General features: G+C 62.0%; 14 protein-coding genes. 8 read left to right on the plus strand and 6 right to left on the minus strand.

All coding sequences use genetic code 11. The features are described 5' to 3' along the window. Positions 1 to 272 precede the first annotated feature (272 nt). Positions 273 to 890: a PilZ domain-containing protein gene (locus AC3CB8_RS18770; RefSeq protein ID WP_023773099.1), complete on the minus strand. Its 618-nt coding sequence runs from the start codon at positions 888 to 890 to the stop codon at positions 273 to 275. A 119-nt stretch (positions 891 to 1009) separates the two neighbouring features. Continuing rightward, on the minus strand, positions 1010 to 1642 hold the full coding sequence (locus AC3CB8_RS18775; RefSeq protein WP_023783919.1) for a PAS domain-containing protein: 633 nt from the start codon (positions 1640 to 1642) through the stop codon (positions 1010 to 1012). A gap of 488 nt (positions 1643 to 2130) precedes the next feature. Between AC3CB8_RS18775 and AC3CB8_RS18780 the strand changes: the two genes are divergently transcribed. The 5 genes from AC3CB8_RS18780 to AC3CB8_RS18800 all read left to right on the plus strand — a co-directional run bounded on the left by AC3CB8_RS18780 (position 2131) and on the right by AC3CB8_RS18800 (position 6642). After that, complete coding sequence (locus AC3CB8_RS18780; RefSeq protein ID WP_023783921.1) at positions 2131 to 2886, plus strand: rhomboid family intramembrane serine protease; 756 nt, start codon at positions 2131 to 2133, stop codon at positions 2884 to 2886. Positions 2887 to 2972: 86 nt separating this feature from the next. Next, a complete protein-coding gene (locus AC3CB8_RS18785; protein WP_015318050.1) occupies positions 2973 to 3404 on the plus strand; it encodes a CBS domain-containing protein in 432 nt (143 codons plus the stop codon). A 390-nt stretch (positions 3405 to 3794) separates the two neighbouring features. Beyond that, positions 3795 to 5294 (plus strand): Asp-tRNA(Asn)/Glu-tRNA(Gln) amidotransferase subunit GatB, encoded by a 1500-nt coding sequence (gene gatB / locus AC3CB8_RS18790; RefSeq protein WP_352563162.1) that lies wholly within the window; start codon positions 3795 to 3797, stop codon positions 5292 to 5294. A 4-nt stretch (positions 5295 to 5298) separates the two neighbouring features. Next, positions 5299 to 5793, plus strand: coding sequence for a GNAT family N-acetyltransferase (locus AC3CB8_RS18795; RefSeq protein ID WP_023783922.1), 495 nt, complete (start codon positions 5299 to 5301; stop codon positions 5791 to 5793). Between the two features lie 150 nt (positions 5794 to 5943). After that, the gene (locus tag AC3CB8_RS18800; protein ID WP_023773094.1) at positions 5944 to 6642 is read left to right on the plus strand and encodes an AIM24 family protein; all 699 of its coding nucleotides are present in this window, start codon (positions 5944 to 5946) and stop codon (positions 6640 to 6642) included. A 134-nt stretch (positions 6643 to 6776) separates the two neighbouring features. Here AC3CB8_RS18800 and panC read toward each other — a convergent pair whose 3' ends face one another. Both panC and panB read right to left on the minus strand, forming a co-directional pair. Then, a complete protein-coding gene (panC, locus tag AC3CB8_RS18805) occupies positions 6777 to 7628 on the minus strand; it encodes a pantoate--beta-alanine ligase (RefSeq protein ID WP_352553269.1) in 852 nt (283 codons plus the stop codon). After that, positions 7625 to 8467 carry a 3-methyl-2-oxobutanoate hydroxymethyltransferase gene (gene panB, locus AC3CB8_RS18810; RefSeq protein WP_352563164.1) on the minus strand — a complete coding sequence of 281 codons (843 nt, stop codon included), beginning with the start codon at positions 8465 to 8467 and terminating at the stop codon, positions 7625 to 7627. The genes panC and panB overlap by 4 nt, the downstream gene beginning before the upstream one ends. Positions 8468 to 8694: 227 nt before the next feature. On the opposite strand from panB, the gene AC3CB8_RS18815 reads away from it, so the two are divergent. The 3 genes from AC3CB8_RS18815 (at position 8695) to AC3CB8_RS18825 (ending at position 10288) form a co-directional block, all read left to right on the plus strand. Further along, the gene (locus AC3CB8_RS18815) at positions 8695 to 9093 is read left to right on the plus strand and encodes an NADH:ubiquinone oxidoreductase subunit NDUFA12 (protein ID WP_015318043.1); all 399 of its coding nucleotides are present in this window, start codon (positions 8695 to 8697) and stop codon (positions 9091 to 9093) included. A gap of 139 nt (positions 9094 to 9232) precedes the next feature. Continuing rightward, positions 9233 to 9841 (plus strand): DUF2155 domain-containing protein, encoded by a 609-nt coding sequence (locus AC3CB8_RS18820; protein ID WP_023773091.1) that lies wholly within the window; start codon positions 9233 to 9235, stop codon positions 9839 to 9841. Positions 9842 to 9904: 63 nt separating this feature from the next. Next, positions 9905 to 10288, plus strand: coding sequence for a hypothetical protein (locus AC3CB8_RS18825; RefSeq protein ID WP_023773090.1), 384 nt, complete (start codon positions 9905 to 9907; stop codon positions 10286 to 10288). A gap of 9 nt (positions 10289 to 10297) precedes the next feature. Here AC3CB8_RS18825 and aat read toward each other — a convergent pair whose 3' ends face one another. Further along, positions 10298 to 10915 (minus strand): leucyl/phenylalanyl-tRNA--protein transferase, encoded by a 618-nt coding sequence (gene aat / locus AC3CB8_RS18830; RefSeq protein WP_023773089.1) that lies wholly within the window; start codon positions 10913 to 10915, stop codon positions 10298 to 10300. Between the two features lie 26 nt (positions 10916 to 10941). Next, positions 10942 to 12285 carry an acetyl-CoA carboxylase biotin carboxylase subunit gene (gene accC, locus AC3CB8_RS18835; RefSeq protein ID WP_023773088.1) on the minus strand — a complete coding sequence of 448 codons (1344 nt, stop codon included), beginning with the start codon at positions 12283 to 12285 and terminating at the stop codon, positions 10942 to 10944. Positions 12286 to 12290: the final 5 nt, after the last annotated feature.

Genomic DNA, 12290 nt, shown 5'->3' on the forward strand with positions numbered 1-12290 from the left:
CCCGTTCGAAGGAGACAGTGCCACATCTGGATTTATTCGACGCAAAGGCCCGAAGTAGATTTTAAGTAAAACGCCAATAGAATAAACATAAAATTTGAATCATTTTAGTATTGAATTGGTTGGATTGCTGCGCCCGGTTTTCGGCAAATTCGGCCTCGCGCGGACCATTTCCGACTATGGCGACCTGCTATCCAGACATATCGACCGCCGCCCCCGAAATCAAAAAAAGCCGGCCGCGAGGGCCGGCATGACGGGCATGCTTTGCTGTCTAATCAGGAGCGCGGCGTGTTGAATTCGGAATCGAGCGTTTCGGGGCGCTGGATGACGGCGAATTCGATGGCGACGCCATCTTCGAAATGCCGCACGATCTGTCCGCGCATCGTGCCGAGCATGACCTGGACGCCGATCGCCGGTTTCACGTCGATCTCGATCGCTGCGCCCGACAGCGACAGATCGATGATCCGGCACTGATACTGACGACCGTCGGTGAGCTGCAGCACGCTGGTCGGGTTGCGGGGCGAGACACGCTCGTGGCGGCGGTCTTCCGGGAGGTCGAGTTCGTGCTTGTTGGCAAGCCACGTCAACTGTGCGGCGAGCTTGTCCTTCTTGCGGTCGGACGCAATCACCGTCATTGCGAAGCCATCCGGCAGCGTGCGTGTCAGCACACCCTCGATGCGGCCGATATGGTCGATATAGGCGATGACTTTCTCGCCGGGCATGCCGATGCGGTCGGTGCGGAGCGCCACGTTGCCGGGCGACATGTCCACGACCTGGCATGGGTGCTCGGTGCGGTCCTCCAGCATGAATCGTCCGTAGATCTTGACCCGGACGCGCTGAAAGTTACGCCTTTCAGCTTGGGACGGCGCGTAGTCGACCGCCGCTGACCTCATGACTGCCTACACCCTGTTTGGCATTCCCGCGCGTGGATGCGAGGAATTTCAGCAGAGAACTACAACAAATCGGGTTAACAAAGGGGAAAAACGGGCCTGCAAGACCATGCGATCGTCAACTATTCCTCCCGCCCGCCGTCGAAGACGACGAGATGGCGGATGCGGCGGGCGCGACCGAGCGCAGAGATCGTTTCGGGCGCCTCGATCTCGTCGGGAACGAGCGAGGGAACGTTGATCGCGGGACGGCCGCTCAGCAATTCCTTCTCCGGGTCGATAACGCGGATGGAATCGATCAAGGCATCGGTGATCGGATCCGCGCCCAGCCAGAACGGCTTCTCCACGGCGCTGATCACGCCGAGGCAGCGTGGATTTTCGATGCCGCCGTCAAGCGGCAAGGCGAGCAATTCGAACTTGTTGGAGCGGCCGTTGCGGCTGAAGCCCTCGAAAGTGATCAGCACGACCGATTTCTGCTCGAAAACCCCGTGAATGAGCCGCGAAACCAGCCTCTGATCCTTCTCCCGCCACAGCGAGGGGAAGGAGAACCCCTTGAGTTCGCGGCCGTAGGAGGCGCAGAGCCTGGTGCCGGCTAGGCGAAATACAGGTTGCCCACGCGTGTCCTTTTCGAGGATGAACGTATCGGCCAGCAGCGTCTTGATATCGGCCGGCTCGACTTCCGATCGCTTCGGAGCGGGGCGTCCGTCACGCAGGCGGTTCCAATAGTGGAACAGCGTGATCGATCCGTTTTGGTTCATACTACTAAGCTCCGCGCATTCTGTCGTCTGATGTCCCATCGGTGAACAGAAGGGCGCCCTCCGATGACCTACATGCGTTGGGGAGCAGGAAGCGTGCCAGCGTCGTTAACACTTGTTCACGGGTCGGGGCCGTTAAGGTTAACAACTGGTTTACGTTGCGCCCTGGGCCGCCGCGTGGCACACCAAAACCACTCCAGAAGCGGTCGTTTCGCGACGATCGGCAGCACTTCAGTCAAGAGTTCTAGGGGAGCAGGGGCTCGACCGGCCGTTCAGGGGAAACCTTGGACGGCTTCTTTTTCGATTCGCCCCTTTGATTCGGAGCGGGACGATTCGCCGTTTGCGGTTCCATCGGCGGTGATCTAGATGCTCGCCAGACCGAACCAGCCCAGACCGAACCAGCCCAGACCGAACCAGCCCAGACCGAACCAGCCCAGTCGACCAGCCCAGTCGAACCAGCCCAGTCGAACCAGCATCGAGTGCGATTGCAGATGAGCGAACCGCAAAATCCGTCCGAGTCCGAACCGGCCGAGACCATGCCGCCACCAGTGCGTGAGCCGGTGTTCAATCTGCCGCCGATCGTGCTGGCGGTGATCGGCATCTGTGCGGTCGTCTACCTGCTGCAGCAATATGCGCTGAACGACGCCCAGCAGATGACGCTACTCTATGACGGAGCTTTCATTCCGGTCCTCTATACCGGCAGGTACGGGTTCGACTGGTTTCTTTTCACGCGGCCTTTCACCTATGCCTTCATGCATGGCGGCTTTGCCCATATCGCCATCAACATGGTCTGGCTTGCCGCCTTCGGCTCACCGCTGGCCAATCGTCTCGGCGCGCTTCGGTTCGCGTTGTTCTTTGCCGCCACCGGATTGGCGTCGGTGGCGCTCTTCTGGGCGATGCATCCGTACGGAGAAGCGCCGCTGGTCGGCGCATCGGGCGCCATATCGGGCATGATGGGGGCTGCGGCGCGCTTTGGTTTCCGCACCGACCGCTCGGCCGGCAAGGCTGCTTTCGCCGGCCCGGTGCTGCCGGTCAAGGTCGTGCTGCGCTCGCGCGGCGTCGTCATCTTCCTGGCCATGTGGATGATCATCAATCTGGCCACCGGCCTTCTCGGCTTCGCACCGGGCGTGGACGGCCAAGTCGCCTGGGAGGCCCATATTGGCGGCTTTGTCGCGGGCTTCTTCGGCCTGCGCTGGTTCGACAGGGTATGGCAAGCGCCCGAATGGGAGACCTCCGACCGGGCTTGAAATGCAACCGATCACGGCGCACCATGTTCACTCTTATGTGAAGCCGGTCAGGGCAGGAACCGGTTGGCAAAGTAGAGGAGGACGCCATGACGGTTAAGGCCATTCTCGAGCAAAAAGGCCATGACGTGTTGACGCTCGGGCCGAACGAAAAACTGAGCGAAGCCATCCGCATCCTTGCCGAGCACAGGATCGGCGCGTTGGTCATCACCAATGGCGATCGCAAGATCGTCGGCATCCTTTCGGAGCGCGACATCGTGCGCGTGGTTGCCAGGGAGGGCGGTGCCGCGCTCGATATAGCAGTGCGTTCGGCGATGACGCCAAAGGTGAAGATCTGCAACGAGAACCACACCGTCAACGAGGTGATGGAGATCATGACCAGGGGCCGTTTCCGCCATCTCCCGGTGGAAAAGGATGGTCTGCTCGATGGGATCGTATCCATCGGCGACGTGGTCAAGCGCCGCATCGAGGACGTCGAGCGCGAGGCCGAGGAAATCCGGGCCTACATCGCCACCGCCTGAGCGGTGAAGGGAACCGCCGGCCGGAGACCGACCGGCAACGCCAGGACAACCTCTTGTCGAGTTCGGAGCGGACGAATTCGAGTCCGCGCCGGTGATGTGGTGGGGCCCATTTGACGGAGGCAATCCGTCTCTTGTCGTTCTTTTCGATTTCAATGCGTCCGACCTGCGGGAGCAGGTGCAGGATGCGCTGTTCCCAACAGCGCCGCGCGTCCGGGACTGAGCGGAAGTGGACATCCACTCTCCATTGGGATTGGCGTCCTGTAGGCGAAAATGGCTGGGAAGATCAGACTGAGGCTTTGCGCTTGTCTCGCAAGACAGTTTGCACTAGCGAAGTTCCAAACCAAAATATGCGTTACATGCATATTCCGAAGTTCAAATTTGTAGGCCGTCATGTCCCTTATCGACACTCGTACCCCTGACGCAAAACGTCTGATCTCCGGCGCCACCGGCGACTGGGAGATCATCATCGGCCTCGAGGTGCACGCACAGGTCATCTCGGAAGCAAAGCTGTTCTCCGGCGCTTCGACCTCTTTCGGTGCCGCGCCCAATGCCAATGTCAGCCTTGTCGATGCGGCAATGCCAGGCATGCTCCCCGTCATCAACGAGGAATGCGTCAAGCAGGCGATCCGCACCGGCCTGGGGCTTAAGGCACAGATCAACCACAAGTCGGTCTTCGACCGGAAAAATTATTTCTATCCGGACCTGCCGCAGGGCTACCAGATCTCGCAGTTCAAACAGCCGATCGTCGGCGAGGGCACGGTGATCGTCTCGGTCGGCCCCGACCGCCAGGGCGAGTTCGAGGACATCGAGGTTGGCATCGAGCGCCTGCATCTGGAGCAGGATGCCGGCAAGTCGATCCACGACCAGCACCCGACCATGTCCTATGTCGACCTCAATCGCTCCGGCGTGGCGCTGATGGAGATCGTGTCGAAACCCGACATGCGCTCCGGTGATGAGGCCAAGGCCTATGTGACCAAGCTGCGGACCATCATGCGCTATCTCGGCACCTGCGACGGCAACATGGACGAAGGCTCGTTGCGCGCCGACGTCAATGTCTCGGTACGCCGGCCAGGTGGCGAATTCGGCACCCGGTGCGAAATCAAGAACATGAACTCGATCCGCTTCATCGGCCAGGCCATCGACTACGAGGCGCGCCGGCAGATCGCCATCATCGAGGATGGCGGCAAGATCGACCAGGAAACGCGGCTGTTCGACGCCGTCAAGGGCGAGACGCGCTCGATGCGCTCCAAGGAAGAGGCGCACGACTATCGCTACTTCCCTGATCCCGATCTTCTGCCGCTGGAATTCGACCAAGCCTACGTCGATACGCTGGCCAAGGAATTGCCGGAACTGCCAGATGACAAGAAGCTGCGGCTGATCTCCTCGCTCGGCCTTTCTACATACGACGCCGCGATCCTGGTGTCGGAAAAGCCGATCGCCGATTATTTCGAGAAGGTGGCGGCCGGTCGCGACGGCAAGCTCGCCGCCAACTGGGTCATCAACGATCTGCTGGGCGCTCTCAACAAGGCCGGCAAGGACATTGAATCCGCTCCGGTTTCGCCCGACGAGCTCGGCGCCGTCATCGACCTGATCAAGGAAGGCACCATCTCCGGCAAGATCGCCAAGGACCTGTTCGATATCGTCTGGAACGAGGGTGGGGATCCGCGCCAGCTGGTCGAAAGCCGTGGCATGAAGCAGGTCACCGACACCGGAGCCATCGAGAAGGCGGTCGACGAGGTGATCGCGGCCAATCCCGACAAGGTCGAGCAGGCTCGCGCCAAGCCCACCATGGCCGGCTGGTTCGTCGGCCAGGTGATGAAGGCGACTGGCGGCAAGGCCAATCCGCAGGCCGTCAACGACCTCGTCAAGGCCAAGCTGGGCATCGAGTAAAAGCATGTTCGTTCGCACCGCCGGGGATCGCGACCTCGCAGCCGTCCGGGCGTTGCTGGTCGAGACCTGGCATGCGACGTATGACGACATTTATGGCGCTGAGCGGGTCACCGAAATCACCAATGAATGGCACTCCATCGCCTCATTGATGGCCAGGCTGGTAAAGCCGAGCAGCGAGTTCCTCGTTGCCGATGACGGCAAGCGCATTGGGGGCATGGCGTTTGCCGAAGCCGTCGATGGCGGCGGCGTGGTTATGCTCAGGCAGCTCTATGTGCTTCCCTCGCTGCAGGGCCGCGGTATCGGCGGCATGCTTCTCGACGAGATCATCGAGAGTTTTCCGGAAGCTCACCGCATTCGGCTCGAAGTGGAAGAGAAGGACGCCCGCGCCGTTGCCTTTTATCAGGCCAACGGCTTCGTCCAGGCCGGCCGCACCGAGAATTGCGGCTCCGCCAGCTCTGCCATCCCGGCGCTGATCTATGAACGGGTACTTGCAGCCTGAGCACGGTGGCGGCGTGATCACCTTCGCGCGAGCGCGCGTCGCGAGGTCTGTTTTCGTTTGACGGCCCTGGTGTCCGGCACCAAGCTACCTAGGCCGAACCGCGCGAAGCCCGAGTAAACCGACACACGCGGGATGGCTTTGGGGGAAACCATGCCAAGTCTGCCGGAACTGATGCCTACCGAGGTGTCGGATGAAACCTTTGGTGGCGTCACCTATCACATAGCGGGCGAACTGGTGCCCGTGCTTTCCGTCGACGTGACGCGGATGCCTGTCTATTTTGAGCACCACATCCTGCTGTGGAAGAATTCCACAATCACCATCGGTCTGAAATCGCTGAAGGGCGCGCTGAAGCGCATGATGGCCGGCATGCAGATCTTCGTCACCGAGGCGTCGGGGGCGGGCATCATCGCCTTCAGCCGTGATGGGCCGGGTCACATCGTGCCGATTCACCTGCGACGAGGCGAGGAGATCCAGGTCCGCGAGCACCAGTTTCTGGCCGCCACCGGCAATATCGACTACACGTTCGAACGCGTACGCGGCCTGGCGACGATGCTGTTCGGCCAGAGCGGCTTCTTCATCGACCGGTTTCGCGGCGATACCGGTGACGGCATCGTCTGGCTGCACGGCTATGGCAACGTTTTTGAAAAGACGCTCGCTCCGGGCGAGATCATAGACATCGAGCCCGGCGGCTGGCTGTTCAAGGATGCCTCGGTCAGGATGGAGACTAAGATCGATCGGCTGTCGAGCGGCTTCTTCGGTGCCAACTTGAATTTCATCGTCAACCGCTTCACCGGGCCGGGCAGGGTCGGCATCCAGTCGATGTACCTGCATATGCCGACCGAGGAATAGGCTGGGGGTCAGGGGCCAGACGGATGAAGCCTGGGCAAGCGCGAACGCGGCGGTGACTTATCAGCGGTTCGATTTGCCCGTGCCTTGGTGTCGGCAGGGCGAGCCTTCGACTTGATCGAGAGTACGAACGCCGATCAGGCGGCGGGAACTTCCACATTGTCGATCAGCCTGGTTTTTCCCAACCAGGCGGCGGCGAGAACGCGGCCCGCACGGTCGCGCCGCCATGGCGTGAGTGTCAGGCATTCGCGAGCCTCGACATAATCCACCGTCTGGAAGCCGGTCGCGACCAAAACTCGGCTTGCTTCGGCGATCGTTTCCTGCTGCCCTGCGCCCGCCGCCAGCGCAGCTGCTGCCTTGCGCAGAATGACGTTGAATTGGCGAGCGATCTGGAGTTCGGTTTCATCGAGATAGGCGTTGCGTGACGACATGGCGAGGCCATGCGCGTCGCGTATGGTCGGCGCGCCGATGATCTCGACGGGCAGGTCGAGGTCGCGGCAAAGCTGCCTGACGACGCAAAGCTGCTGGTAATCCTTTTCGCCAAAGATGGCGAAGTCGGGCGCGGCCTGCAGGAGAAGCTTGGCCACCACAGTGGCGACGCCGTCGAAAAAGGTGGGGCGAAAGTCCGTTTCGAGCCCGGCCGACGGGCCGCCGACCGAGATCTTCGTGGCAAAGCCTGCGCGATACATCTCGCTGACACCGGGCGTGAAGGCAAGGTCGGCTTTGACTACCGCCAGCATGTCGAGGTCGCGGGCCAACTGGCGCGGGTACTTGTCGAGATCCTCGGTCGGTGCGAACTGCCTCGGGTTGACGAAGATCGACACCACGCAACGATCAGCCCTTTCGAGGGCGATCTTGACCAGCGAAAGATGCCCGTCATGCAAGGCGCCCATGGTCGGCACCATGGCGATGCGTTGTCCGTCGCGCCGCCAGTCGCGGATTCGCGCGCGAAGCGCGGCAACGCTGTCAACGACGTGGGGCCGGTTCACGCGTCATCCCCGCCGTTGGTTTTTGAAAAGACGTGGGAGGGCCCGGGGAAAACGCGATCCCGCACCTCCGATGCATAGCGCTCCGCGGCATGCGTGATCACGCTGCGCAGATCGGCGTATTGCTTGACGAATTTCGGCACGCGGTCGACCGTCAGCCCGACCATGTCGTCGATGACCAGTATCTGGCCGTCGCAATCCCCGCTGGCGCCGATGCCGATGGTTGGAATGGCTATGCGGCGGGTGATGTCGGCGGCGACCGTCTCGATCGTGCCTTCGATGACCACCGAGAACGCGCCGGCCTTCTCGACCGCGAGCGCGTCGGCGATCAGGGCGGCTACAGTCTCGTCCGTGCGGCCCTTGATCTTGTAGCCGCCATCCTTTTCCACCGATTGCGGCTGCAGGCCGATATGGCCCATGACCGGAATATCGGCAGCCACGATCGCGGCAATCTGACGAGCCATGTCGACGCCGCCTTCGAGCTTCACCGCCTGGCAGCCGGTCTCGCCGACTATGCGCCGTGCCGAGGCCACGGCTTGCATGGCAGACTCCTCATAGCTGCCGGCCGGCATGTCGACGACCACGCAGGGCCGGGCTGAGCCCCTCATCACGGCTTGGCCGTGCGCGATCATCATCTCCAGCGAGGCGCCTAGCGTCGTCTCGTGGCCATGCAAGACCATGGCGACGCTGTCGCCGACCAGGAGCAGGTCGACGTGGGGATCGAGCAGGCGGGCGATCGGGTAGGTGTAGGCGGTGAGGCAGACGATCGGCGTGCCGCCCTTGCGGCGGCGAATCAGGTCGGCGCCGATGCGAATGTCGGTGGTCGGCAATTGCGTGGCCAATCGTCGCCTCCTTCAGCCCGGGCGGCACAGGATTTTCGCATGGGCGCGCAGAGCTTTAGAAAGAGCGGCAAGCCTTGGCAAGCGCGCATCCGGTCACCCTCGGAGTCACAGGCTGGTGTCGGGTCCCTGGCGCGCCATTTGCGCGCTCCCCGCGGCAAAACCCTTGCCTTCCCGAAGGCCTGACGCCATAAGCAGGAAACGGGCGCCGCCAGCGCGAGGGTTCTGAGATGAAGACTTTCCTGACGCAGTTTTTTACCTGGTGGAACAGCCAGACGCTGGGAACGCGCCTGCACACATGGCGCTACGGCAAGAGGGTTGGGCAGGACGAGGCCGGCAATGTCTATTACGAAGGCGGTATCGATTCGGAAGGCCGCACGCGTCGCTGGGTCATCTACCGCAACTATTCGGAAGCTTCGGCCATTCCGCCGGGCTGGCACGGCTGGATTCACCATCGTGTCGATATCGCTCCCCCCAGCGATGACTACCGGCCGCGCGACTGGCAAAAGCCGCATTTACCCAATCTGACCGGCACGCCATCGGCCTATCGTCCGAAAGGCTCGGTGCTGACCAATCAACACCGCCCGCAGGTCACCGGCGACTACGACGCCTGGACGCCGGGCTCGTAACGGCGCGGGTTACAAAGGTAAGGTGCAGGCCGGTCCTTTATCGCCACAATTGGTGTGTAGCTGCTTGCTGATCAGAAAACGGCGACTAGCCTTGGCGATTGACGGAATCACCTGGGCGCGAACCACCGGTACCTCCTGCATGAGCTTTTTCAACCCGATATCGACGGGCGCCCTGACGTTGGCCGCCAGCCTCGCCGTCAGCACCCTCGCCTTTGCGGCTTCACCCGCACCCGCACCCGCACCCGCCGCCCCGGCGCCGGCGGCGCCCGCGGGATCGGATCGCATCACCAACCCGGTCGCCGAGTTCGCCGGCATCGACAAGATCACCGGCCGCATCATCACCTTCGATGTTTATATCGACGAGACGGTGCAGTTCGGCGCCCTGCAGGTAACGCCGCGCGTCTGCTATTCCCGGCCGCAGAACGAACAGCCGAAGACCGATTCTTTCGTCGAGGTCGACGAGATCACGCTCGACCGCAAGATCCGCCGTATCTTCACCGGTTGGATGTTTGCCGAAAGTCCGGGGCTCAACGCGGTCGAACATGCCGTCTATGACGTCTGGCTGAAGGAATGCAAGCAGAAGTCGGATGTGCCGGCGCCCGATGCTGGCAAGAGCGGCGCGACCAAGGCCGATGGGGCGAAAGCCGACGCGTCGAAGCCAGCCGCGACCAAGCCAAATCCCCCGGTCGCTCCGGACGCGGCACAGCCCGACGACGCCGTGGAACCGGATACGACGGACACCAATTGATCTCTTGGAACCGCCATGGCTGGCGCGCGTTGGACCATCACCACGCGCGTTGAGGATAAGCCTATGTCGGACAGCAAGCGGATCATGGCCAACAAGGCCGAGTTGCTGGAGCTCGAAAAGGGGTTCTGGACGGGCGACACTGCCTACTACGCTGCAAATGTCGACACCGAATGCCTTGTGGCATTTCCGCAGATGGCACAGGCCATGGACAATGCCGATCTGGCCAAGACCGCAGCCAAACCCAACCGCTGGCGCGACCTCAACATCGAACTCAAGGGAATAATCGAACCCGGCAGCGATATCGTCATGCTGACCTATGAAGCGCATGCGACGCGCGAAAATGGCGAGCCCTATGCGGCGCTGGTCAGCACCGGCTACGTCCATCGCGTCAACGGCTGGAAGATGATGTTCCATGCGCAGACGCCGATCGAGGCGTCACCCAAGTAGGGCCTGATCCTACGGAAAAAAGACTGCTTCGCCTTTCAGCGCGTCTGCCAGCATCTTTTCATATTTGCCACGCGGCACGTCGACCGCGCCGAAACGCTTGAGGTGCTCTGTCGTGAACTGCGTATCGAGCAGCGCGAAGCCGCGTGCCCTCAGGCGCTCGACGAGATGCACCAGGCAGGTCTTCGACGCGTCCGTCTCTTTGGAAAACATGCTTTCGCCGAAGAACACCCGCCCGAGCGAGACGCCATAGAGGCCGCCGACCATACGCCCCTCGCGCCAGGCCTCGACCGAGTGGCAATGACCCATGCGGTGCAGTTGCACATAGGCTTCGCGGATCGGCGCATTGATCCAGGTAGAGCGGCGCTCCTCGCGGTTTTCGGCGCAGCCGTCGATCGTCGCTTCGAAATCGAAATCGAAACGGATTTCGAACGGGTGCCTGCGGATCGTCTTCTTCAGGCTTTTGGGTGTGTGAAAACCGTCGAGCGGAATGATGCCGCGCGTCTCCGGCCGCACCCAGAAGACCTCCGGGTCACCGGCACTTTCGGCCATGGGGAAGACGCCCGAGGCGTATGCCTTGAGCAGAAGGTCGGTCGGGATGCGATAGCCTGGCGCGTAGGGACGGGTCATCGCGTCATCATAGCGGCAAGTTGGGGCTATTCGCCCTTGGCCAAATATTTTTCCAGCCAGTGGATGTCGTAGTCGCCATTGGCGATGTCGGCGTTGCCGACGAGATCGCGAAACAGCGGCAACGTCGTCTTGATCCCGTCGACGACGAATTCGTCGAGCGCCCGCCGCAGCCGCATCATGCATTCGACGCGGTTGCGGCCATGCACGATCAGCTTGCCGATCAGGCTGTCATAGTAGGGCGGGATCTTGTAGCCGGAATAGACGCCGGAATCGACGCGGATGCCGAGGCCGCCCGGCGTGTGGAAATGCGTGATGGTGCCCGGCGAGGGGGTGAAGGTGCGTGGATCTTCGGCGTTGATCCGGCATTCGATGGCGTGGCCGTTGAACTTGATGTCTTCCTGCTTGACCGAAAGACCGCCGCCGGAGGCGACGCGTATCTGCTCGTGGACCAGATCGATGCCGGTGATCGCTTCCGTCACCGGATGCTCGACCTGCAGGCGCGTGTTCATCTCGATGAAATAGAACTCGCCGTTCTCGTACAGGAACTCGATGGTGCCGGCGCCCGAATAGCCGAGATCGGCAATCGCCTTGGCGCAGATGCCGCCGATGCGGGACCGCTCCTCGGCGTTGAGCGCCGGCGAATTGGCCTCTTCCCAGACTTTCTGGTGACGCCGCTGCAGCGAGCAGTCGCGCTCGCCGAAATGCACGCCGCCGCCAAAGCCGTCGCCGAACACCTGTACCTCGATGTGACGCGGTTTCTCCAGGTATTTCTCGATATAGACCGCGTCGTCGCCGAAGGCCGCGCCCGCTTCCGAGCGTGCCGTCTGCAGTGCGATTTCGAGGTCTGCCTCGGCATGCGCTACTTTCATGCCGCGTCCGCCGCCGCCGGCCGACGCCTTGATGATGACGGGATAGCCGATCTCGGCGGCAATGCGCCTGGCTTCCTTCTCCTCGGTGACCGCACCGTCGGAACCGGGCACCACTGGAATGCCGAGGCGTTTTGCGGTGCGCTTGGCCTCGATCTTGTCGCCCATGATGCGGATGTGGTCGCCGGACGGGCCGATGAAGGTGATGTTGTGCGCCGCCAAAATGTCGGCGAACTTGGCGTTCTCCGACAGGAAGCCATAGCCCGGATGCACGGCGTCGGCGCCGGTGATCTCACAGGCAGCGACGATCTGGTGGATGTTGAGATAGCTGTCGCGCGACGGCGGCGGACCGATGCACACGCTTTCGTCGGCGAGCCTGACATGCATGGCGTCAGCGTCGGCGGTCGAATGCACCACCACCGTCTGGATGCCGAGCTCCTTGCAGGCACGCAGCACCCGGAGCGCGATTTCGCCGCGATTGGCGATGAGGATCTTCTGAAACATCAGGT

The sequence above is a fragment of the Mesorhizobium sp. P160927 genome, assembly GCF_057766385.1.